The sequence below is a fragment of the Aquimarina atlantica genome (genome assembly GCF_000626715.1).
GTDB lineage: Bacteria > Bacteroidota > Bacteroidia > Flavobacteriales > Flavobacteriaceae > Aquimarina > Aquimarina atlantica.
On record NZ_AQRA01000003.1, the window covers coordinates 366,703 to 390,908 of the forward strand.

The window sequence follows — 24,206 nt, forward strand, 5'->3', positions numbered from 1 at the left end:
ACAAAATGTTGATTATAATAGATTAACGGGTATTTTACACACCGGAATAGGGATCATTTTGTGTTGGTTTACGGTATTTAGACGGATAAAAATTTTGAAAACCTCTTGTTCCCTTCCTTCAAAATCATCAATTTTTTTGCCTTCATCTTTCATTTTCATAGCCCATTCTAATTCATCATAACTTGCGCCAATTTGATCTTCATCACTTCTGCTATCTCCAAATAATCCATCGGTAGGAGGAGCAACTTGTATCGAATTAGGTACTTTTAGAGCTTTTCCTATTGCATACACTTCGCTTTTTAACAAGTTAGCAATTGGACTTAAATCTACACCACCATCTCCATATTTGGTATAAAAACCAACTCCAAAATCTTCAACCTTATTACCTGTTCCTGCAACTAGATATTTATATAAACCTGCAAAATAATACAATGTAGACATTCTTAATCGAGCCCTGGTATTTGCTAATGACAGATCAAGTTGCGCACTTGGGGCCGTCTTAGGAACAGCAGATTTTAATTCTTCAAAAACGGGAGTTAGATCAACTCTAATATCAGAAACATTAGAAAACCTTTCTTTTAATTGGGCGATATGTTCCTGGGCTCTTGTTACCTGGCTCTGGGCTTGATGAATAGGCATTTCTACACAAAGCGTTTTTAAACCTGTTTTTGCACATAAAGAAGAAGTAACTGCACTATCAATCCCTCCGCTTACACCAATAACAAAACCTTCTATGTTTGCATTAGTAGCGTATTCTTTTAACCAGTTTACGATATGATCAATTACTTTTTCTGTTTGCATACTTGTTACTTATTAATGTTAATTTAAACCTGAAAACGATCAGTATTTCAATTTTATACTTCGTATTTCGATCTTTGTCTGTGGTAATTTGATATCTTACCTTTGCGAATATAAAATTAATAAAAAAAGATGGCGTTCTGGAATAGTAGAAATTATTTAGAGAGATATTATAATTTAAGAATGAATAGTATTAAGTATTTAAAATTCGCCATTATTTTTTGCATATTATGTTCTTGTTCTAGTAAAAATAAAGTAGATAAAGAAGTTGCTGAAATCCCTGTAGATATTAAAATTGAACGTTTTGATCGATTATTTGCAGAAATGACTCAGGAAAACTTACCTAATCTAAAAAAGGAATATCCTTTCTTATTTTCAGAAAAATTTGCAGATAGTGTATGGATCAAAAGGTCTCGAGATACAATACAACAAGAAGTAAACAAAGAAGTAGAGAAAGCTTTTTCAGATTTTTCTTCCGAGGAAGATGAACTGTATTCACTTTTTCAGCGTATTAAATATTATTTCCCAGAAATTAAAGAACCTAGAGTGGTTACAATTACAAATGATGTAGATTATCATAATAAAGTGGTACTTTCAAAAGGGTTGCTTATTATTTCTTTGGATACATATTTAGGTAAGGACCATCATTTTTATGAAGGGATACAAAAATATTTAAGACAGCATTTTGATAGACAATATATAGTACCAGATGTGGCCTCTATGTATGCAAAAAATCAGATAGGACCGATTAGAGATAGAACGTTTTTGGGTAATCTTGTTTCTTTTGGGAAAGAACTATATCTTAAAAATTTACTCTTACCAGATTTTAGCGATGCCAGAAAAATTGGGTATACAGAAGAGCAGTATGCCTGGGCAAAAGCTAATGAAGAGGAAATATGGAGGTATTTCGTAGATCGCCAATTATTATATAGTACAGAGAGTACCCTTATGCCTAGATTTTTGTATCCCGGACCTTTTTCAAAATTTTATTTAGAAGAAATTGATAAAGAAGCTCCAGATAGAATAGGACAATTTATAGGATGGAGGATTGTAACTTCGTATATGAAAAATAACAATGTATCTTTGCGGCAATTAATAGTGGCAGATGCCGAAACGATTTTTAACAGATCAAAATATAAACCCGAAAGATAATGGCAAATAATCATAAGTCAGAAATAAAAATAGATATAGAATTAGATGAAAACAGGATTCCAGAAAAATTAAAATGGACAGCAAAAGATGGTGGAGTAGAGAACGAAGAAACCAAAGCAATGCTTCTGTCTGTATGGAATAGCAAAAATAAAGAAAGCCTTCGTATTGATTTATGGACCAAAGATATGCCTGTGGATGAAATGAGGATCTTTTTTCATCAAACATTAGTTGCTATGAGTGATACTTTTTATCGAGCTACACAAGATGAAAAGATGTCGGCAACTATGAAAGATTTTTGTGATTACTTTGCCGAAAAACTGGATCTTAAGCAAAAGTAATATTTTGTTTTTTTGAAATGTTTGGTCAGATTTGTTGACTAAATGTCAAAAAATGAACATTGAAAAAAACCTTGTATTTTGTATATAATACAAAATCAGATATTTGGAATAAATATCTTGATAACCTTCATAAGATTATAAGCCCGACTACATATTCATGTGATCTTTGCAGTCTTACTCATGGTAATTTTTCTGAAAAAAAGGTATGGAAGAGTTTTAGAGAAAATTCAGATTATCAATTCGTTTTTATGTATAAAGATGAGTTCTTGAGAACGTATTCCTGTTTGGAAGGCGAAAATTTTGATTTTCCTATTGTTTTTAAAAAGCAAGGAGAAAAAATTGATGTGTTATTTGATTCGAAAGAGATATCATCTCTAAACTCTGCAGAAGAATTGATAGGATTTCTGAAACAGAAAATGAACTAAGACTTTTTTAATTGGGAATTAATTTCTGCGATGTAGTTAAGAACATCCTCTTTACCTTGTCCAGAAGAAGATGAGGTGATAAAATAATTAGGCATTTCTTCCCAATATTTGAGCATTTCTTCAGTATAAGCACTTATTTGAGCGGGTAACTTATTTTTTGAAAGCTTATCGGCTTTTGTGAAAATAATAGAAAATGGTATTTGATTTTCACCTAACCATTGCATAAACTCGAGGTCTATTTTTTGTGGTTCATGACGGCAATCTACTAAAACAAAAGCGCTAACCAATTGTATTCGTTTAGAGAAGTACGCAGTAATAAATTTCTGAAATACTTTTTTTGAAGACTTAGATACTCTGGCATATCCATATCCAGGTAAATCAACCAAAAACCAAGCCTTATTGATAATAAAATGATTAATCAACTGCGTTTTTCCCGGTCTACCCGATGTTTTAGCAAGACTTTTACGAGTAGTAAGCATGTTGATTAATGAGGATTTGCCAACATTAGATCTGCCTATAAATGCATATTCAGGGAGTTTGTCTTTAGGACATTTGGCAACGTCGCTATTACTCATTACAAATTCAGCGCTACTAATCTTCATAGTGTCAAATCAATTATGATTAGAAGTTACGTTCTTGTAACCAATTGTATAGTAAACGGTTAAATTCTTCAGGATGCTCCATCATAGCAGCATGACCACATTTGTCAATCCAGTATAAATCAGAATCAGGTAATAAACGATTAAAATCATCTGCAACTTCTGGGGGAGTAACATTATCATTTTTCCCCCAAATAATACAAGTTGGGGTATTCATGTTAGGTAGATCTTTTGCCATGTTATGTCGAATAGCACTCTTAGCAATTGCAAGAGTTCTAATTAATTTATTTCGATCATTAACAGTAGCATATACTTCATCTACAATCTCTTTGGTAGCAATTTCGGGATCATAAAATACATTTTCTGCTTTAGCTTTAATGTACTCATAGTCACCTCGTTTTGGGTAACTTTCTCCCATGGCACTTTCGTAAAGGCCAGAACTTCCGGTTATAACCAAACCCTTTACTTTTTCGGGAAACATCTTGGTGCATAAAAGGGCAATATGTCCCCCTAGAGAATTACCGAGAAGTATAACTTCTTTATCACCATATCCTAAGTGATCAATAAAATCTTTAAGGTACCTGGCATAAGTACTTACTTTGGTTTTTAGTAAAGATAAAGTATATACAGGGAGCTCTGGGATCAGTACCTTATATCCGTGTTCAGGGAAGTAAGAACTAACACCCTCAAAATTACTCAAACCACCCATCAATCCGTGTAAAATGATGATTGGTGTGCCTTCCCCTAAATCTAGATAACTAAATTTTCCGTCTTTTTTTAATTCGTGCTTCATTAATACTTCTTACAAGAATTAAAAGCAAATATAGCATTTTCATAATTAGTTTTGGGATTTTTTATTAATACTACAGAATGAATTTTTATATTTTTTTTCGAGACCTATTATTTCTATCTCAAATTAGGTAAAACCAAGAATTCACAAGTGTTGACGTAGTGTGCTGATAAACAAAATCTTAAAGTTTTTAGTTGTTGTGGCTTTACTGTTTAGAAGACAATTTATTAACAATGTGGTAAATTGTGGTAAAAAGTGGTAATTTTTTCAATATATTTGACTAATTAAACGTTTAGGGAAATAAAAGTGGTAAATCTAATCGGCACATACGAGTGTAAGGCAGACGCTAAGGGACGTCTAATGATGCCTGTTGCTTTTAAGAAGCAACTCTCGCCGGTGTTGCAAGATGGATTTGTATTAAAAAGAGCCGTTTTTCAATCTTGTTTGGAGTTGTATCCAATGGCAGAATGGAATCTTTTAATGCAAAAAATTAACAAACTTAATCGCTTTAAAAAGAAAAATAATGATTTCATCAGAAAATTTACGGCTGGTGTAAAAGTAGTTGAGATTGATGCAGCTGGTCGACTTTTGATTCCAAAAGATTTGATTGGATTTGCCGAAATTACTAAGGACTTAGTGTTGTCATCTGCTGTAAATATTATAGAGATTTGGGATAAAGATAAGTATGAAAAGGCAATTGATGATGCAGCTGTTGATTTTGCAGATTTGGCAGAAGAAGTAATGGGTTTTGATGACGAAATAGATCATGATTGATAGGGTTAATAAAGGTTAATACGCTTATTCTGGCAAAGATTTGTAGAGGCTTAGCTTTTGTTTAGACTATTAAAACTAGAAAAGAAAAGATGAAAGAGATGGAATATCATAACCCGGTTTTACTTACAGAAACAGTAGATGGATTAGCAGTAAAGCCTAACGGAATCTATGTTGATGTGACATTTGGAGGAGGAGGTCATTCTAGTGAAATTCTGAGACGATTGGGACCTGAAGGAAAATTATTTGCTTTTGATCAGGATCAGGATGCTTTAGAGAATGCGATTGATGATGATCGATTTACTTTAATAAATGAAAACTTTAGATTCATTAAACGATTTCTACGATTCTATGGGGTTAGAAAAGTAGATGGAATCTTGGGGGATTTTGGGGTTTCTTCACATCAATTTGATGTAGCAGATAGGGGCTTTTCTACTAGGTTTGAAGCAGATCTAGATATGAGAATGAATCAAAATAGAGAAATATCAGCTTATCATGTAATCAACGAATACGATGAGTCTGATCTAAGAACAATGTTTTTGCAATATGGAGAATTGAGAAATGCTCCTAAGCTGGCAAGAGCTATAGTTGGAGCTAGAAAAGAGGAAAGTTTAAAAACCAGTGTAGAATTAAAAGAGGTGCTTAGGCCGTTTTTGCCAAAGCATAAAGAACATAAAATACTGGCACAAATATATCAGGCGATTAGAATTGAAGTAAATCAGGAGATTGAAGCTCTTAAAGAGTTTTTGATACAAACAACAGAGCTTTTAGATGCTAAAGGAAGAATTAGCTTAATCTCTTATCATTCTTTAGAAGATAGATTGGTAAAGAGATTTATACGTAGTGGGATGTTTGAAGGAGAGCCAGAAAAAGATTTATATGGTAATGTGTCGGTACCTTTTAAAAAAGTAGGTGGATTAATAGTTCCTAATGAGGAAGAGATTAAAGAAAATAATAGAGCACGAAGTGCTAAACTAAGAATAGCCGAAAGAATTTGAAGCAGACAATTTATGACATATTAAAAGGTAAGTTCCTTATTGCAGATGATGCAATGAAAAATTGGAGAATGTTATTGTTTCTTTCTTTTTTGGCAATAATAATGATCGCAAGCTCACATAACGCAGAAAGTAAGGTGCATGAGATTGCTAGATTGAATAATGAAGTTAGAGAATTAAGGACGCATTTTGTAGATGGAAAAACCGAATTGATGAGGTTGAAGATGGAGTCATCAATAATAAAAAAGATGACGCAAAAAGGGCTAAAACGCCCCGAAAGACCTCCAAGAAAAATAATAGTAAAAAAATAAACTGTTGGCAATAAAAGAAAAAAACATATTAAACCGATTGTATTTCATAGCAGCGTGTATGTTCATCTTTGCAATAGCAGTATTGGCCAAGTTAGTGAATATACAGTTTGTAGAAGGGGATATGTATCGTAAGAAAGCTCAGGAACGAGTTTTTAAAACCTTTGATATACCTGCAAACCGAGGTAATTTGTATGATAGTAAAGGAAACCTCTTAGCAACATCAGTTCCTAAATACGATATACGATTTGATGCATTGGCAGTAAATGATAAGGATTTTAGGGCACATATTAAACCACTTTGTGAAGCGTTATCCAAAGAGTTTGGAAAACCAGTTTCGTACTATGATAAAATTATAAGAACAGCAAGATCCAATAGAAATAGATACTTGTTGTTGCGCAGAAATTTAGGATACTCTCAGTATATGAGAGTTAAAAAGTTCCCCTTGTTCGAATTTGGAGCGAATCGAGGAGGATTAATAGTAGAGCAACGTACAGTAAGAGAACATCCTATAGGAAAAATAGCTGAACGTACTGTAGGATATGAAAGAAGGGACGAACAAGGATATTATACCAGGGTAGGTTTAGAAGGAGCTTATGGGCCATTTTTAAGAGGAAAAGAAGGGAAACGAAAAAAACAAAAAATTGCAAAGAATCAATGGAAACCTATAGGGGATGCTAATGAAGTAGAACCACAAGACGGGTATGATGTTGTTTCTACTATTGATGTAAATATACAGGATATAGCACATCATGCATTGCTGGCTCAACTAGAAACATTTGAAGCAGAGCATGGTACTGTAGTGGTTATGGAAACCAAAACCGGAGAAATAAAAGCGATCTCTAATCTGGGGCGTACTAATGCAGGAAAATATTATGAGAAACTTAATTATGCAGTTGGGGAATCTCATGAACCGGGATCTACATTTAAGTTAATGACTATGGTTGCTGCATTAGAGGACAGAGTTATTGATTCGAGTTATGTGGTGGATACCGAAAATGGTCGTGTAAAGTTTTATGATAGAATTGTAAAAGATTCTAAATGGGGAGGATATGGAAAAATATCTGCGGCAAAAGCATTTGAGTTATCATCGAATACTGCTTTTGCTAAAATGATTAATGAAAACTATAAAGATAATCCCAGGAAATTTGTAGATCGGTTAATTAATATGGGGCTTGGAGAAACACTTGGATTAGCAATTAAAGGAGAAGGAAAACCCAAAATCCCTTATCCGGGAGATAAAGATTGGTACGGAACCACATTACCATGGATGGCACATGGTTACGGAGTTGCGATTACGCCATTACAAACATTGGTTTTTTATAATGCAATCGCTAATGATGGTGAAATGGTAAAACCCAGATTTATTAAAGAAGTAAAAACATGGGATAAAACCAGAGAGAGGTTTGATAAAGAAATTCTTAATCCAACAATATGTTCTAAAGAAACTGCAAAAATTGTTCAGGAGATGATGAAAAATGTGGTTAAGAGAGGAACAGCAGATAATATCCGTACTGATAATTTTGGTATTGCAGGCAAAACAGGTACATGTTGGGGAAATTATGGGAAAGACAAAGAACGAGAATACATATCATCCTTTGCTGGCTATTTCCCGTCTGATAAACCTATTTACTCTTGTATTGTAGTAGTACATAAGCCAAATAAGAAAAAAGGATATTATGGTAGTGAAGTTGCTGCCCCGGTGTTTAAAACTATTGCTACAAAAATATATAATGATATACCGGTAATTGATGAAGTATCTTATGCTGTTGTTGAGAGTAAATCAGTTGTAAATAGTTATGAGAAGTATTATCAGAACGCTCAAAAATACAAGACTATAATGCCTAATGTAACAGGTATGCCAGCTATGGATGTGATCTCTCTTTTAGAAAATATGGGACTGAAAGTCGAATTAAAAGGATCAGGAAGAGTGAAAAAACAATCTATAGAACCAGGAACTAAAGTAAAAATAAACCAAACAGTGAGATTAGAATTATCGTGACAGAGTTAAAAGACATTCTATATAAGGTAGCGATTAATGCCGTAGTTGGTAATACAGCAATGAGCGTCAATAAGATCGAATTCGATTCAAGAAAAGTCGAGCAAGATGATGTGTTTGTTGCTATTAGAGGTTCTGTTTCAGATGGTCACGATTTTATAGAAAAAGCCGTCGATCTGGGGGCTCTGGTTGTAATCTGTGAACAAGTACCTGATATTGTAGTTAGTGGTGTAACCTATGTAGAGGTCGAAGATACTCAATCTGCATTGGCAATTATGGCATCTAATTATTATGACTCTCCTTCCGGAAATCTAAAACTAGTAGGAGTAACAGGTACCAATGGTAAAACAACAATTGCAACTTTATTATATCAACTTTTTAAGAAAGCAGGGTTTAAAGTAGGCTTGTTGTCGACAGTAAAAATTGTAGTAGATACCACGGTGTATAATGCGACACATACTACTCCGGATTCATTAACGATTAACTACTATCTCAAAGAAATGAATAATGCAGGGGTCGAATATTGTTTTATGGAAGTTAGTTCTCATGGGATACATCAAAAACGTACAGAAGGATTAGATTTTGCCGGTGGAATTTTTACGAATCTATCTCATGATCATTTAGATTATCACAACACATTCAAAGAATATCGTGATGTAAAGAAAACATTTTTTGATGAGTTGCCGACAAAAGCTTTTGCATTGGTTAATAAGGATGATAAAAACGGAAGTTTTATGATTCAAAATACTAAAGCAAAACAGCATACCTATGCTTTAAAATCCTATGCCGATTATAGAGGTCAAATTTTAGAAAGTAGTCTAGAAGGATTATTGCTAAAATTGAACGATCATGAAGTTTGGGCAAAGTTAATAGGTAGTTTTAATGCATACAACCTACTGGCAATTTTTGGTACAGCCGAATTGTTAGGGCTCGAAACTTTAGAAACCCTTCAACTATTAAGCGACTTGCAAAGTGTAAGTGGTAGATTTCAATACTTGATTTCTGATGAAAAAATTACTGCAATAGTTGATTATGCTCATACACCCGATGCATTAAAAAATGTGTTAGAGACTATTAATGATATTAGAACCAATAATGAAACATTGATTACGGTTGTAGGATGTGGTGGAGATAGAGATAAAATGAAGCGCCCTGTGATGGGAAACATTGCAGCAAGACTTAGTAATAAAACAATTTTTACAAGTGATAATCCCAGAACAGAAAATCCAGATCAGATTATAGAAGATATTGAGAAAGGAGTGGAGCCGCAGGATTATAAAAAAACACTATCGATTACAGATAGAAAACAAGCTATTAAAACTGCATGCCAATTAGCTAATAAAGATGATATCATCCTTATTGCTGGTAAAGGACATGAAACCTATCAGGAAATTAATGGAGAACGAACCGATTTTAATGATTTTGAAATTGTCAAACAAGAACTAAAAAAACTAAATAAATAAATCCTTTACTCTTTTTTTTAAAGAGTAAAAGGTAGTAACCTATGCTATACTATCTATTCGAATATTTGGAAAACGAGTACCAGTTCCCCGGGGCGACGTTGTTTCAGTTTATCACTTTTAGGGCAGCCATGGCGATTATTCTATCGTTATTGATCTCTACAATTTATGGTAAACGAATCATAAATTTTCTTAGAAAGAAACAGATGGGAGAAAGCATTCGTGAGCTGGGTCTGGATGGTCAAGCCGAAAAAGCTGGTACGCCAACCATGGGAGGGGTCATTATTATTTTGTCAACTCTGGTACCTGTATTGTTGTTTGCTAAACTTGATAATATATATGTGATTTTATTGATTATTACCACATTATGGATGGGAGTTATTGGTTTTACAGACGATTACTTAAAAATAAAAAGAAAAGATAAAGAAGGGTTAGCAGGAAAATTTAAGATAATAGGGCAAGTTGGACTTGGGCTTATCGTAGGATGTACAATGTATTTTCATAATGATATTACCATTAAAGAAGAAAAAGTAAAATCAGAAATAGAGCAAGTTGTAAATACAGGAGAAGAAGTATCGGATTTTAATCCGGCTATAAAATCTACAAAGACGACGATACCATTTTTTAAGAACAATGAGTTTGACTACTCAGATTTGATTACCTGGATTAGTCCTGAAATGGAAAAATATGCTTGGTTGATTTTTATACCCATTGTCATTTTTATTGTTACAGCAGTATCAAACGGAGCGAATTTAACCGATGGGATTGATGGTCTTGCAGCAGGTTCATCTGCAATAATGGTATTAACATTAGCTCTTTTTGCATGGGTGTCAGGTAATATCATTTTTTCAGATTATCTCAATGTAATGTATATCCCAAATTCTGGAGAAATGACTATTTACATTACTGCATTTGCAGGAGCATTAGTAGGATTTTTATGGTATAATACATATCCGGCTCAGGTATTCATGGGAGATACAGGTAGCCTTACTATTGGAGGGATAATAGCAGTGATCGCAATTGCAATACGTAAAGAATTTTTGATCCCAATTTTGTGTGGCATCTTTTTTATTGAAACCGTATCAGTAATGATGCAGGTGAGTTGGTTTAAATATACCAAAAAGAAACATGGAGAAGGAAGAAGGATTTTTCTAATGTCTCCATTGCATCATCACTATCAAAAAAAGGGAATACACGAAAGTAAGATTGTTACCAGATTCTGGATTGTAGGCATTTTTCTGGCAATCATAGCAGTGATTACATTAAAAGTTAGGTAGTATGAAAAGACTGGTGGTGCTGGGAGCAGGAGAAAGTGGAGTAGGAACTGCTATTCTGGGTAAAAAAGAAGGATTCGATGTTTTTGTTTCGGATAAAGGAACAATTACAGATCAATATAAAGAAGTTCTTAGAAATTTTGAAATTGAATGGGAAGAACAACAGCATACAGAAATTAAAATTCTGAATGCAGATATTGTTATGAAAAGCCCCGGAATTCCTGATAAAGTAGCATTAATAGCAAAGCTGAATAAAAAAGGAACTCCTGTAGTGTCTGAGATAGAATTTGCTGCAAAGTACACAGCCGCTCAGATTGTGGGTATTACTGGGAGTAATGGAAAAACGACAACGACAATGCTTACACATTATGTGCTTCAGCATGGTGGTTTAGAAGTTAATATGGCAGGCAATATAGGGGATAGTTTTGCAAAACAAGTAGCAGAAAATGATGCTCCTTTTTACGTGCTTGAGCTAAGTAGTTTTCAATTAGATGGAATAAAGGATTTTGCTCCTCATATTGCTGTTCTTACAAATATTACTCCAGATCATTTGGATCGGTATGAATACCAATTTGAAAACTATATCGCATCAAAGTTTAGAATTGCAATGAATCAAAATGAAAATGATTATTTCATTTATGATGCAGACGATACTGTAATAACAGAATATTTAAAACAACATCCCATTCGTTCAAAATTACTGCCTTTTTCATTGACCAAAAAGGTAGAAAATGGAGCATATTTAGAAAAAGAAAGTATAACAATAATAATAGATAACAACAAAGTAATCATGCCAACAACAAATTTAGCATTAAAAGGAAATCACAATGTAAAAAACGCTATGGCCGCCGCTACAGTATCACAATTGTTAAAAATTAGAAAAGCGACCATTAGAGAGTGTCTGGAAAATTTTCATGGAGTAGAACATAGATTAGAAAATGTATTAAAAATTAATAATGTGCAATACATTAATGATTCTAAAGCAACAAACGTAAATGCTACATTTTATGCTTTGGATGCTATGAAATCTGCAACGGTTTGGATTGTTGGCGGGGTAGACAAAGGAAATGATTACACAGAGTTGTATTCATTGGTTAATGAAAAAGTAAAAGCTATTATTTGTTTAGGAGTCGATAACTCCAAGATTATTAATGCGTTTGGAAATTGTGTTGATAATATTATAGAAACACAATCGATGAAAGAAGCCGTAAATATGGCATATAAAATAGCTGAGAGAAACGAAAATGTACTGTTATCTCCTGCATGTGCGAGTTTTGATTTATTTAAAAACTACGAAGAAAGAGGAAGACAATTTAAAGAAGCAGTAAGAGAATTATAATAAAAACAAATAGTAAGAATGACCAAAGTATTAGCAAATATAAAAGGGGATAAGGCAATCTGGGCGGTAGCAGCTTTGTTGGCACTGTTTTCGTTCCTACCTGTATATAGTGCTAGTAGTAATTTGGCATATTTATACGGGGGTGATGGAGATACGTTTAGGTTTCTGATTAAGCATTTTGCTCATCTGGTTTTAGGGTTTTTGATCATGTATGGTGTACATAAAATACCGCATCATTATTTTAAAGGACTTTCTATTATCATGATACCAATGGTGATTGTACTGTTGTTAATCACATTGGCGCAGAATACAACAGGCGGAGGAACAAATGCAAGTAGATGGATTCGTTTACCATTTGTTGGTGTAGGTTTTCAGCCTTCTACTCTGGCCGCAGTAGTTTTAATGGCTTATGTGGCAAGATACCTTTCAAAAATTAAAGATAAAGCTGTTACTTTTAAAGAAACATTGTTGCCATTGTGGTTACCCGTGTTTTTGGTGCTAATGTTGATTTTACCTGCCAATTTTTCTACTACAGCAATCATATTTTCAATGGTTATTGTTTTAGTATTTCTAGGAGGGTATCCTCTAAAGTATATTTCGGTAATCTTAGGGTCTGGACTTTTGATACTTACTTTTTTTATTTTGTTTGCAAAGGCATTTCCGGGAGTTTTTCCAAACAGGGTAGATACCTGGGTAAGTAGAATAGAAAATTTTACAGATAATAAGGATACTCAGGAAGATTATCAGATAGAACGTGCAAAAATTGCAATTGCCAGAGGAGGAGTTATTGGTACAGGTCCTGGTAAAAGTGTGCAGAGAAACTTTTTGCCACAGTCATCATCAGATTTTATTTATGCAATTATTATTGAAGAGTGGGGATTTGTAGGAGGAGTTTTTCTAATGTTATTATACATATTGTTATTATTGAGATTAGTGATTGTAGCCCACAAAAGCGCAGATATTTTTGGTAAGCTACTAGTTATGGGTGTTGGTTTGCCTATTGTTTTTCAGGCGTTTATAAATATGGCGGTAGCTGTAGAGTTATTTCCTGTAACAGGGCAAACACTTCCGCTTATTAGTAGCGGAGGAACATCAATATGGATGACCTGCTTGGCAATTGGTATTGTATTAAGTGTGAGTAGCAAAAGAGAAACTAGTATAGAAGAAGAACGAATAAAAGAAAAAGAAGAAGACCCTTTAGAGGTTTTGAGTGAAGTTTTATGAGCAAAGAGCTAAAAGTCATATTATCAGGAGGAGGCACAGGAGGACATATCTATCCTGCAATAGCTATTGCTAATGAAATACGTGACAGATATCCAGATACATCTATTTTGTTTGTAGGAGCAAAGGATCGTATGGAGATGCAAAAAGTGCCACAAGCTGGATATGAAATTGTGGGATTATGGATTAGTGGTATTCAAAGAAAACTAACGTTGAGTAATTTATTATTTCCTATAAAATTATTAAGTAGTCTGTGGAAATCCAGAAAAATTATAAAAAAATATAATCCAGATGTAGTAATAGGAACCGGGGGATTTGCAAGTGGGCCATTATTGAAAATGGCAAATTCAAGAAAGATTCCCACTGTGCTTCAGGAACAAAATTCGTTTCCGGGGATTACTAATAAATGGTTATCCAAAGGAGCCAGTAAGATTTGTGTGGCTTATGATAATATGGAAAAGTTTTTTCCGAAAGATAAAATCATAAAAACAGGAAACCCTGTTCGTCAGGATTTACTAAATACAAAAGATAAGAGAGATCAGGCAATTGCAAAATATACCCTTGATCCAGAAAAGAAAACAATTTTGGTTATTGGAGGAAGCTTAGGAGCAAGAAGAATTAATCAATTAATAGAAAAAGAACTTGACTTTTTTGTAGGAAAAGAGGTTCAGTTACTTTGGCAATGTGGGAAACTATACTATTCAGACTATAAACAATATACAGATCAAAAGGATGTGCAGGTACATGAGTTTTTAGATACTATGGATTTGGCATACGCAGCTGCAGATGTTATTATATCGAGAGCTGGTGCAAGTTCGGTTTCAGAATTATGTATTGTTGCTAAGCCAACATTATTTATCCCTTCACCAAATGTAGCCGAAGATCATCAAACCAAAAATGCGAAGGCCATTGTTGATAAAAATGGAGCTGTAATGCTAAAGGAGGGCGAACTCGATAATAAGTTTGAGCATACGATTTCAGAATTATTGGATTCAGAAAATGTACAAGCCAAACTTTCCGAAGAAATAAAAAAACTAGCCCTACCTAATGCTACTTCGGATATAGTGGATGAGATTGAAAAATTAATGCAAAATAAAGCAGTAAGAAATTAGAAGTATATAATGAATAAAGGTTTAGAGAACATACAAAACATATATTTTATCGGTATCGGTGGTATCGGTATGAGTGCTCTTGCCCGATATTTTAAATTCCTGGGTAAAAATGTAGCAGGATATGATAAAACTCCCAGTCAAATTACTTCTGATCTCATAGCATTAGAAATTCCGATTCATTTTGAGGACAGTGTTGATCATATTCCTAAGCCATTTTTGAATATTGAGAATACATTAATCGTGTATACTCCCGCTATCCCAAAAGATCATAAAGAGTATGTATATGTGCAGAGCAATGGATTTTTGATCAAGAAGAGAGCAGAAGTTTTAGGAATTATTACAAAAGATACATATACCCTTGCAGTGGCAGGAACACACGGAAAAACTACAACAACGGCTATTCTCGCGCATTTACTGAAAGAAAGCGGAGCAAAAGTGACTGCTTTTTTGGGAGGGATAAGTGAAAATTATAATTCTAATCTTGTATTAGAAGGAAATGAAGTAGTGGTAGTAGAGGCAGACGAATTTGATAGATCGTTTTTACAATTATATCCGGATATAGCAGGGATTACTTCGATGGATGCAGATCATCTGGATATTTATGAAAAGGCTAATGCATTAGAAGAATCATTTGTTGAGTTTTCTTCTAGAGCAAAGGATCATCTTTTAGTGTGCAATGGATTGCCTCTTTCGGGGATCACTTTTGGAATCGAAGATGACTCAGATTACTGTGCTCAAAATATAAAAATAGACAATGGAACCTATGTTTTTGATTTAAAAACACCACATAAACGTATTAAAGATTTGCATTTAAACCTGCCAGGTAGACACAACTTGTTAAATGCTATTACAGCCTTTGCTATAGCGATGCTTTACGGCTCCCCGACCGGACCTTTGGCAAAGGCTTTATTTTCATTTAAAGGTGTGCAAAGAAGGTTTAGTTATCAGATTAAAACGAATGACCTGGTATATGTAGATGATTATGCGCATCATCCTACAGAAATTAATGCACTACATCAGGCGGTGAGAGAGATGCATCCTGGTAAAAAGATACTTGCTATTTTTCAACCACATTTATATAGTAGAACCAGGGATTTTGCAGCAGATTTTGCACAGAGTCTCAGTCAGTTTGATCAATTACTGCTTTTAGATATCTATCCGGCAAGAGAATTGCCTATCGAGGGGGTAACTTCGGATTGGTTATTAAGTATGATAGATGTAAAAGATAAAAAATTAATACAGAAAAATAATTTGATTGAAGCAATAATGGATAGTAATGCCGAGGTAGTGTTAACTATTGGGGCAGGAGATATCGGAGAAGAAGTATATCGTATAAAGGAAGCTTTGTTAGTATGAAAAGAAGGGTTTTGATATATTTAAAATTTAGCGGTCTGCTCATTTTAATGGTAGTTCTTTTTGCTTTTGCCAGTAAACGAAATGAGCAACGAAAGATTAATGAAGTGCTTATAGAATTTGTTGAAGAACAAGATCCTTACGTAGATGAAATAACGGTTAATAAATTGTTAATACAAAATCAGGACAGAGTTACGAACGTGGGTAAAGAAATTTTAGTTTTGAATACTGTAGAACAAAAGCTTGATGCACATAAAATGATAGAACATTCTGATGTGTATCTTACTGTAAATGGAGAACTTAGGGCGAGAATCAAGCAACGCACCCCAATTGCTAGGGTTAATGCGGTTACTCCTTTTTATGTTGATGTTACGGGAAATACGATGCCTTTATCTGATAGTTATTCGGCTCATGTGCCAATTGTACATAATGTATCAGAGCGAGAAGTCATTCAGGTTTTCCCTTTATTAAAAAAAATTCAGGAAGATGAATTTTTAAAAAAACATGTTGTAGGGGTTTACCTTAATGTTGAGGGAAATTATGAACTAGAATTGCGAGTGTACTCGTTTAAATTAGTTTTTGGAAAAATAGAAAATTTAGATAATAAGATTAGAAACTTTAAAGCATTTTATCAAAAAGCACTAAGAGATAAAAGTCTTGAAAAATATAAAAAAGTCAGTTTGCAATTTAGTAATCAAGTGGTGTGTACAATAAAATAATACCAATATGGAAAGAGAAGTAAATGAAATAGCGGTAGGACTAGACATAGGGACAACTAAGATTGTTGCCATGGTAGGGAAATATAATGAGTACGGAAAGATGGAGGTATTGGGAATTGGCAAATCCAAAAGTTTGGGAGTACACCGCGGTGTAGTTAATAACATAACGCAAACAATTCAATCAATACAACAAGCAATTCAGGAAGCAGAAAGTGTTTCGGGATTAAAAATTAATGATGTAACGGTTGGGATTGCAGGTCAGCATATTCGTAGTTTACAACATAGTGATTATATCACCAGACCTAATGCAGATGCTGTAATAGACGAAGATGATATCGAAAAATTATGCAATCAGGTACATAAATTAGTGATGTTACCTGGTGAGGAGATTTTACATGTATTACCTCAGGAATACAAAGTAGACGGGCAAGCCGAAATAAAAGAGCCGGTAGGGATGTACGGAGGAAGATTAGAAGCTAATTTTCATGTAGTAGTCGGGCAAGTAACCTCTATTCGTAATATAGGGCGATGTGTAAAAAGCGCAGGATTAGAATTATCAGATGTGACTTTAGAACCATTAGCATCGGCTAATGCAGTGCTAAGTCAGGAAGAAAAAGAAGCAGGAGTTGCATTAATTGATATAGGAGGAGGTACCACAGATTTAGCCATTTTTAAAGATGGAATTATTCGTCATACAGCGGTAATTCCTTTTGGAGGTAATGTAATTACCGAAGATATTAAAGAAGGATGCTCAATCATCGAAAAACAAGCAGAGTTACTAAAAATAAAATTTGGATCTGCCTGGCCTGGTGAAAATAAAGATAATGAGATTGTTTCAATTCCTGGATTAAGAGGAAGAGAGCCTAAAGAAATTACACTAAAAAACCTCTCTAAAATTATCCATGCGCGAGTGGTCGAAATTATAGAACAGGTTTTTTTAGAAATCAAAAATTATGGACATGAATCTCCTAAGAAGAAATTAATAGCAGGAATTGTATTAACAGGAGGAGGATCACAGCTTAAGCATCTTAAGCAACTTGTCGAATATATCACAGGTATGGATACACGAATAGGATATCCTAATGAACACCTGGCAGGAAATAGCGATTCTGAAACTACAAGCCCTATGTATGCAACTGCAGTAGGACTAGTAATGGATGGATTAATACATATTAAGAAACAAAAGAAAATAAATAAAAAAGAAGAGGTTGCAAGTGTTCAATCAACACGACAACACGAAGCAACGACTGTAGATGATGATGTTAATATTGAAGAAGAGGATCCAAGAGTTGATCTAAAACCACGAAAGAATATTTTAGAGAAGTGGACAGAGAAATTTAAGGAGTTCTTAGATAATGCAGAATAGTTAGAAGATTAAGTAATGTTCATTTTTTTTTGAACAGTGAAAATATATAAAAATACAGTAGGAGAACCAGAAAATTAGCAATTATGAGTAAAAATGAGGAGTTCGAAAACATTTCGTTTGATTTACCAAAAAATCAATCTAATGTAATTAAAGTTATTGGAGTAGGAGGAGGAGGTAGTAATGCCATTAATCACATGTTCCAGCAAGGAATTAAAGGAGTTGATTTTGTTATTTGTAATACAGATGCTCAAGCATTAGAAAATAGCCCGATACCTAATAAAATACAGTTAGGAGTTTCGCTAACCGAAGGGCTGGGTGCAGGAGCAAACCCAGAAGTAGGTGAGCAATCTGCCGTAGAGAGCTATGAGGAGATAAAGACAATGTTGGATACCAACACCAAAATGATCTTTATTACAGCGGGAATGGGTGGAGGAACCGGTACCGGAGCTGCCCCTATTATTGCCAAAATGGCAAAGGAGCTGGATATCTTAACTGTTGGGATTGTGACGATTCCTTTTCAGTTCGAAGGTCGTATGCGTAATGAACAAGCGCAATTAGGAGTAGAGAAACTTCGTGCTCACGTGGATTCTTTAGTGGTTATTAATAATAATAAACTAAGAGAAGTTTATGGTAATTTAGGATTTAAAGCTGGGTTCTCTAAGGCAGATGAAGTTCTTGCCACAGCATCTCGAGGTATAGCAGAAGTAATTACACATCACTATACACAAAATATAGATTTACGAGATGCAAAAACAGTATTAAGCAATAGCGGTACAGCTATTATGGGGTCTGCTAATGCCTCTGGTAATAAACGTGCTCATGATGCTATTGTTAAAGCATTAGATTCTCCTTTGCTTAATGATAATAAAATTACTGGTGCTAAAAATGTACTCCTGTTAATCGTATCTGGTAAAGAAGAGATCACTATCGATGAGATTGGTGAAATTAATGATCATATACAACAGGAAGCTGGCCATGGCGCTAATATCATTATGGGGGTTGGTGAAGATGAATCCCTAGAAGATGCAATCTCTGTAACCGTTATTGCTACTGGATTTGATGTAGAGCAACAGGATGAAATTGTAAATACTGAAACTAAGAAAATAATTCATACTCTAGAGGACGAACAACGTTCTGCAATACAAGATTTATCTCCTAAATCTACAGGTAATGTTACTCCTATGCGTTCTCCTTTACCAAAGAAAAAAGAAGTAGAAGAAGAACCACAAATTATAAAGCACGAACTAATTGAAGATGAGGATGCAGACGAGAATTCCTTATTGATACCTACAACAGACCTGTTAAAAGATATTGATGTATCCTACGAAGTAGTAGATTCTTTTTCTTCGGATAATGATTTTGTGATTATTAATGCACAGGATATCATTAAGCAAATAGAAGTTAATGATGAAAAAGAAGTAAATGCTGAAACAGAAAAAGAAGATCAGTTTGCACTAGCTTTTGATATGCCTGTAGGAGGAAACGAAGAAGAGCCTGCGAAGGTGCCAACTGCCTCTGTTGATGAACAAAAAGTAGAAGATGAAGAACAACCTATTGTTTTTGATCTAAGTGATGATATTCTCGATTTAGAAGTTAATGATGCAATAGAAGTGGTTCCTGTTGGGGAAACCACATCTGAAGGAGTGCGTAAGTATAGCCTAGAGGATTACATGGAGGAAGAAAAGCGATTAACCGAAGCACAACCGGCAGAAGTTATAGAGGAAGAAGATGAAGAGATTATTTTAGAAAAGAAAACGATTGCTCCAACTCCTGAAGAAGAACAAGTAGAAGATGCAGATCCGGTTAATCAGCCTATTTCTGAAACCCTAAAAGCAAGAGCAGCAGAACGTAGAGCTAAGATGAAAGAATTTAATTATAAGTTTAGGAATAGCTCTTCTAATATTGATGATATAGAAAAAGAACCAGCCTATAAAAGAGCAGGAATTGATGTTGATACTAAGCCAGATGATTCTGGACTATCAAGAACCTCTTTAGGAACCGATAGTAATGATGATATACAATTACGCAAAAACAATTCTTTTTTGCATGATAATGTAGACTAATTGTATTATAATTAGAAAACTAATATTGTAAAGTATGAATATATAAATCTGGGACTTTGTCTATATTTAGTATAGGCTTGGCCAAAACCTAAAAAATAAACATAATACTTAAACTAAACCGATAATCTACTCTTAGATTATCGGTTTATTTTTTATCTTCGCAATCCAAAGATAAAAATCGATTATCATGAGTTTAGAGCAAAAAGTAATGACTGCGATGAAAGAAGCTATGAAAGCTAAAGATACTAATGCATTAACATCATTGCGTGCTGTAAAATCAGCTATCCTATTAGCCCAGACAGAGAGTGGAGCAAAAGAAGAACTTACAGAAGATCAGGAACTAAAATTATTGCAAAAACAAGTTAAGCAACGTAAAGATAGCGCTGCGATTTTTATCGAACAAGGAAGAGACGATCTAGCAGAACCCGAACTGGCACAAGCAAAAGTGATAGAACAGTTTTTACCAGAACAGCTAAGTGAAGCTGAGATCGAAAAAATAGTAGTAGATATTATTGCTAAAACTGGTGCAGAGGGGATGAAAGATATGGGTAAAGTAATGGGGATGGCAAATGCTGCGTTAACAGGAAAAGCAGATGGAAAAACAATTTCTACAATAGTAAAAAGTAAGTTATCTTAATATAAGAAAAATGGCCTCGTGGCGCAACTGAATAGCGCATCAGATTTCGGCTCTGAGGGTTGGGGGTTTGAATCCCTCCGGGGTCACTAAACGAGGTAAATTTAATATTTACCTCGTTTTATTTAATTGATTTTCAAGTATTTGTGTGGGTTTTGGTTCGAAATATATCCTATCAAGGTTTATTTTTTGTTATTTGTAAGTTATTGATTATTAGCCTTTTATAGGTTTGAATCCTATCGGGGTCATTTGAGTCTTTAAATGATGCTGATAGCTAATCGTAGTCGAACTATTGGCGAAGTGAACAGTAAGAGAAGTGGATAAACAACTTAAAGAGTTTTATAAGGATAATGAAGCAAGAATTGAGGAAGATTTCAGTAGAAATCCACCCATATATTATGATTCTTTAAGTACTGCTCTCTATCATTATTTTAAAACATTCAAAGAAAAGAAAGACACTTATCATTTATCATTGGATTTTGAAAATAATACAAGAAAGAGTTTAAGTTTTCATCATTCAGACGTAGAAAATGCAACAGGCTGTCTCAATGCCTTTGGGAGATATTTTGAGTTATTTTTCAAAAAAATGCTTCAAGACTGTTTTCCAGACAGAATTTTTTTATTTGTGAAACCGAAGGATGCCTATAAAATGTTTCGGAAAGAAATACGTAGGAATGCATCATTGGGTAAATATAAATTTCTTTTAGATGATAAGATTTGTAAGGATATTCAAATACTTATAGATTGGAGAAATAATTTAGCTCATTATGGAATTATCTACCCTAACAATCATGCACTTGACTTTATAGTGTCACAACAGGTTTTACCTATTGTACAGCAAATTTATGCTACGGATAAAATATCCTTGAATGGGTTTGAGCCTCATTATTTTAAAACAAAATCAGGTATTAGTATAATTAAGAGAATAAGTGAAATAGAATTCAATTTCAATGATTTTAATAGAAAAAAGAAGCATGATGGTTTGATATGGAAACTTGCATTATTGTGCCACTTAAAAGAAATGGGAAGGGCATGCCATGAGAATTGTACTCAAATCGAACAGAATCTTTCTTGGTATGAACCGTATTATGACGACCCAGTGGGGAGAAATGAGAGAATTGCTGAGGGAGAAAAAAAAAGAGATGATTTCTATAGCATTAGGAAATGCCCTTGTTGTGGTGTCAAATCATTAGTTGTTTATCGAAAAGAGATCAAGAATGTATTCAATTTTGATATCACTTTTATTAGCTGGTTTAAGTGTTATACCTGTACTTATGAAGTGAAAAATAACATGGGAGATCCATTCGATTTTGGTCTTTTCAAATCTCCTGTATTCCCTAAAGATTAAAAATACATCATGAATAACCAACCAAATTATAGGGATTTACAAGAAAAAATAGACCAAATCATTGGGAAAATTGGTCTTGAAAAAATGCTAAAACTTCTCGATAACTTTATAAATAATACTACTACAATTTCCCAGCATGGTGGTAAAGAAAAACTTATTGTAGAATATCTCAAACAAATAACTATTACTGTTTTTGATTTGGATGAATCCCAATTTTTGGGATCAAAGGTTCTTGAGTATAAAGAAGCAAGAATGGTAGCTTATACTTTATTAAGGAATCATTGTAATATTAGTCATGCCAAAATAGGAGTGTATTTTAATACTACAAAATACAGTGTTTTATACTTTCGTGCTAAATGTGAGGATATGCTTTCTATTCCTCAGTTTCATAGGTCTTTTATAATCAAATACAATGAAATAGAAGAGAATTTTATTCAATTTCTTGGGAATCCACATTTTTGAAATAATCAGTTTAGGCGTTTTCAGTTAATCCATATAGAGTAAGTGAGATATTTTTATTTAAAATAGATTTCAGAAGTTCCCTTTTTTCAACCAAATTTGCTTCTTTAAACTTTCTTGAAATATCAATATATTTTTTTGCTTTTTGGATTCTGTGTTGAAATTCAAAAGTTGGGTTAAAGTTTTTAAGTGCCAAGATTTTATTTTGACAAACCTTGATTTTTTGTATATATCTTAGTTTGGAGTTTTTAAATGTAACTGAATCTATTAAGCCTTCAAACAATCTATCTTCAGCCTTAGAAATGACATCTTGAAGTTTACTTATTTTAGATTCTATCCTTTGGATTTTTTCTGATCGTGATTTCTCTTTGTTTCGAACCTTGTCTTTAATCTCATTCTTGAGGATAATGAATCTTTCCTTGTTTATATCGATTGTCTTTAAATATTGATAGAAAAGATGATGAGCCTTTTCCAAAGGGAATCTTTCTCTACAACCATTGTTCCTGCAATGATAGTAATGGTATTCTTTATTGGGATTACTTCCTGTAGAAGCACTGGCGGTCAATACTGTTCCGCATCGAGAACAGTTGATGAACCCCCTAAGAGGGTATAAATACCCCTTGGTTTCCTTACGAATATTGTTTTTGTTTGACCTAGCATTCAATTTTTTCTGCACTTTTTCAAATAAGACTGTAGGAACGATGGGAGGATGGAGTCCTTCTATTGTTTCAATGCTTTTTTCATTGTAGGATTTTAAAATTATTTTACCAATATATACTGGATTTCTAACTAATTTATAGAATTGGGATGAGGAAATGAACATCTCTTTTTTCCTCATAATTCTCCAAGCTTGTCTGATACTAATTTTGTGACTGGCTAAAAGCAGGAATGTATCTAGCACGTACTGCGCCCTTTCGTCGGGAATCAATGTTGATTTTCCCTCTAGTGTCCGATAGTTGGTATATCCATAGGGAGGGGAACATACCCAACATCCCTCTCTTTTTGCTTTTTTCAATGATTCTTTAACCCTAATAGATATCTTATCATTTTCAATTTCGGACAATGCCAGATAGACCGCCAATGTTATCTTACTCTCAGGCAGACTAAAATCCAACGGATTATCGACTGAATATACCTCAATCTTTCTTTCCCGAAACCAATCGATCTCTTTATAGGCTTCTTGTATATTGCGTGAAAACCTATCCCATTTTGTAAAAACCAGTTTATTGATTTTTTTATGGTACTTTTCACAATATTGCTTTAGTTTTTTCCATTGTGGTCGATTAAAGGTCTTTGCTGAATAGTCTTCCGCATAATATGCCAAAATCTTGTACCCATGGTCTTGGGCGAATTTAAACAGTCGTTCTTTTTGCCCCATAAGACTGAACCCGTGCTTTTTTTGTTCTTCTGTGGACACCCTGCTGTATGTTATTATATTTTTCATTATTAAATTATTTATGTTCATGATATTATATAAGGAGATTAAATAATCTATTTTAGATATTGAAAGAAAATTTTTACAAATATTGTCTTATAAAATGTAGAAAACCACAATAATTTTAATAAACACTTTAGTATCTTTATAATCGGTATAGAAGAATAGGAATGTAGGTTAGAGCTAAAGGAAATTCATTGGCTTTTTTGTTAATTTAAATTAAAACAAACGGATGTTATAAATACCTC

At 33.8% G+C, this 24,206-nt stretch carries 23 protein-coding genes and 1 tRNA gene; 20 read left to right on the top strand and 4 right to left on the bottom strand.

The genetic code is table 11. The features are described from left to right. Window positions 1–12: 12 nt before the first annotated feature. Window positions 13–801, bottom strand: a complete 789-nt coding sequence (gene nadE, locus ATO12_RS08225) for an NAD(+) synthase (RefSeq protein WP_034241147.1) — start codon at window positions 799–801, stop codon at window positions 13–15. A gap of 180 nt (window positions 802–981) precedes the next feature. Here nadE and gldB point away from each other — a divergent pair, with 180 nt between their 5' ends. Genes gldB through ATO12_RS08240 form a run of 3 tightly spaced genes read left to right on the top strand, consistent with a single transcriptional unit; the run spans window position 982 to window position 2,713 of the window. Then, the gene (gene gldB, locus ATO12_RS08230; protein WP_034241364.1) at window positions 982–1,950 is read left to right on the top strand and encodes a gliding motility lipoprotein GldB; all 969 of its coding nucleotides are present in this window, start codon (window positions 982–984) and stop codon (window positions 1,948–1,950) included. Next, window positions 1,950–2,288 carry a gliding motility protein GldC gene (gene gldC, locus ATO12_RS08235; RefSeq protein WP_034241149.1) on the top strand — a complete coding sequence of 113 codons (339 nt, stop codon included), beginning with the start codon at window positions 1,950–1,952 and terminating at the stop codon, window positions 2,286–2,288. Before gldB ends, gldC begins: the two co-directional genes overlap by 1 nt. Before the next feature lie 59 nt (window positions 2,289–2,347). Beyond that, complete coding sequence (locus ATO12_RS08240; RefSeq protein WP_034241150.1) at window positions 2,348–2,713, top strand: hypothetical protein; 366 nt, start codon at window positions 2,348–2,350, stop codon at window positions 2,711–2,713. Here the strand turns inward: ATO12_RS08240 and yihA are convergent. After that, window positions 2,710–3,315, bottom strand: coding sequence for a ribosome biogenesis GTP-binding protein YihA/YsxC (yihA, locus tag ATO12_RS08245; protein ID WP_034241151.1), 606 nt, complete (start codon window positions 3,313–3,315; stop codon window positions 2,710–2,712). The two genes, ATO12_RS08240 and yihA, sit on opposite strands and share 4 nt — an antisense overlap. Window positions 3,316–3,334: 19 nt before the next feature. Further along, window positions 3,335–4,105: an alpha/beta fold hydrolase gene (locus ATO12_RS08250; protein ID WP_034241152.1), complete on the bottom strand. Its 771-nt coding sequence runs from the start codon at window positions 4,103–4,105 to the stop codon at window positions 3,335–3,337. Window positions 4,106–4,408: 303 nt separating this feature from the next. Between ATO12_RS08250 and mraZ the strand changes: the two genes are divergently transcribed. The 17 genes from mraZ to ATO12_RS08335 all read left to right on the top strand — a co-directional run bounded on the left by mraZ (window position 4,409) and on the right by ATO12_RS08335 (window position 22,526). After that, window positions 4,409–4,876, top strand: coding sequence for a division/cell wall cluster transcriptional repressor MraZ (mraZ, locus tag ATO12_RS08255; RefSeq protein ID WP_034241153.1), 468 nt, complete (start codon window positions 4,409–4,411; stop codon window positions 4,874–4,876). Window positions 4,877–4,974: 98 nt separating this feature from the next. After that, entirely contained in the window at window positions 4,975–5,871 is an 897-nt protein-coding gene (gene rsmH, locus ATO12_RS08260) for a 16S rRNA (cytosine(1402)-N(4))-methyltransferase RsmH (RefSeq protein ID WP_034241365.1), read from the top strand. Continuing rightward, the gene (locus tag ATO12_RS08265) at window positions 5,868–6,179 is read left to right on the top strand and encodes an FtsL-like putative cell division protein (RefSeq protein WP_025665065.1); all 312 of its coding nucleotides are present in this window, start codon (window positions 5,868–5,870) and stop codon (window positions 6,177–6,179) included. Before rsmH ends, ATO12_RS08265 begins: the two co-directional genes overlap by 4 nt. A 4-nt stretch (window positions 6,180–6,183) precedes the next feature. Next, on the top strand, window positions 6,184–8,178 hold the full coding sequence (locus ATO12_RS08270; RefSeq protein WP_034241156.1) for a penicillin-binding protein: 1,995 nt from the start codon (window positions 6,184–6,186) through the stop codon (window positions 8,176–8,178). Continuing rightward, window positions 8,175–9,638 (top strand): UDP-N-acetylmuramoyl-L-alanyl-D-glutamate--2,6-diaminopimelate ligase, encoded by a 1,464-nt coding sequence (locus ATO12_RS08275; RefSeq protein ID WP_034241158.1) that lies wholly within the window; start codon window positions 8,175–8,177, stop codon window positions 9,636–9,638. The genes ATO12_RS08270 and ATO12_RS08275 overlap by 4 nt, the downstream gene beginning before the upstream one ends. 41 nt (window positions 9,639–9,679) lie before the next feature. Continuing rightward, window positions 9,680–10,912, top strand: coding sequence for a phospho-N-acetylmuramoyl-pentapeptide-transferase (mraY, locus tag ATO12_RS08280; RefSeq protein WP_034241160.1), 1,233 nt, complete (start codon window positions 9,680–9,682; stop codon window positions 10,910–10,912). A gap of 1 nt (window position 10,913) precedes the next feature. Next, window positions 10,914–12,248, top strand: coding sequence for a UDP-N-acetylmuramoyl-L-alanine--D-glutamate ligase (gene murD / locus ATO12_RS08285; protein ID WP_034241162.1), 1,335 nt, complete (start codon window positions 10,914–10,916; stop codon window positions 12,246–12,248). A gap of 18 nt (window positions 12,249–12,266) precedes the next feature. Beyond that, window positions 12,267–13,472, top strand: a complete 1,206-nt coding sequence (locus ATO12_RS08290; RefSeq protein ID WP_034241164.1) for an FtsW/RodA/SpoVE family cell cycle protein — start codon at window positions 12,267–12,269, stop codon at window positions 13,470–13,472. After that, the gene (murG, locus tag ATO12_RS08295) at window positions 13,469–14,581 is read left to right on the top strand and encodes an undecaprenyldiphospho-muramoylpentapeptide beta-N-acetylglucosaminyltransferase (RefSeq protein WP_034241166.1); all 1,113 of its coding nucleotides are present in this window, start codon (window positions 13,469–13,471) and stop codon (window positions 14,579–14,581) included. The genes ATO12_RS08290 and murG overlap by 4 nt, the downstream gene beginning before the upstream one ends. Window positions 14,582–14,590: 9 nt before the next feature. Then, window positions 14,591–15,937 (top strand): UDP-N-acetylmuramate--L-alanine ligase, encoded by a 1,347-nt coding sequence (gene murC, locus ATO12_RS08300; protein WP_034241168.1) that lies wholly within the window; start codon window positions 14,591–14,593, stop codon window positions 15,935–15,937. Then, complete coding sequence (locus tag ATO12_RS08305; protein WP_034241169.1) at window positions 15,934–16,653, top strand: cell division protein FtsQ/DivIB; 720 nt, start codon at window positions 15,934–15,936, stop codon at window positions 16,651–16,653. The genes murC and ATO12_RS08305 overlap by 4 nt, the downstream gene beginning before the upstream one ends. Window positions 16,654–16,660: 7 nt before the next feature. Further along, window positions 16,661–18,019, top strand: coding sequence for a cell division protein FtsA (gene ftsA, locus ATO12_RS08310; protein ID WP_034241170.1), 1,359 nt, complete (start codon window positions 16,661–16,663; stop codon window positions 18,017–18,019). Between the two features lie 83 nt (window positions 18,020–18,102). Next, window positions 18,103–20,082, top strand: coding sequence for a cell division protein FtsZ (gene ftsZ, locus ATO12_RS08315; protein WP_034241172.1), 1,980 nt, complete (start codon window positions 18,103–18,105; stop codon window positions 20,080–20,082). A 187-nt stretch (window positions 20,083–20,269) separates the two neighbouring features. After that, a complete protein-coding gene (locus tag ATO12_RS08320) occupies window positions 20,270–20,719 on the top strand; it encodes a GatB/YqeY domain-containing protein (protein ID WP_034241174.1) in 450 nt (149 codons plus the stop codon). Window positions 20,720–20,731: 12 nt separating this feature from the next. Then, a tRNA-Arg gene (locus ATO12_RS08325) sits at window positions 20,732–20,805 on the top strand. 227 nt (window positions 20,806–21,032) lie between these two features. Further along, window positions 21,033–22,064 carry a hypothetical protein gene (locus ATO12_RS08330; protein WP_034241176.1) on the top strand — a complete coding sequence of 344 codons (1,032 nt, stop codon included), beginning with the start codon at window positions 21,033–21,035 and terminating at the stop codon, window positions 22,062–22,064. A 9-nt stretch (window positions 22,065–22,073) separates the two neighbouring features. Continuing rightward, window positions 22,074–22,526 (top strand): hypothetical protein, encoded by a 453-nt coding sequence (locus ATO12_RS08335; RefSeq protein WP_034241177.1) that lies wholly within the window; start codon window positions 22,074–22,076, stop codon window positions 22,524–22,526. Between the two features lie 10 nt (window positions 22,527–22,536). Here ATO12_RS08335 and ATO12_RS08340 read toward each other — a convergent pair whose 3' ends face one another. Continuing rightward, window positions 22,537–23,967, bottom strand: a complete 1,431-nt coding sequence (locus tag ATO12_RS08340) for a recombinase family protein (RefSeq protein WP_165583350.1) — start codon at window positions 23,965–23,967, stop codon at window positions 22,537–22,539. Between the last annotated feature and the right edge of the window lie 239 nt (window positions 23,968–24,206).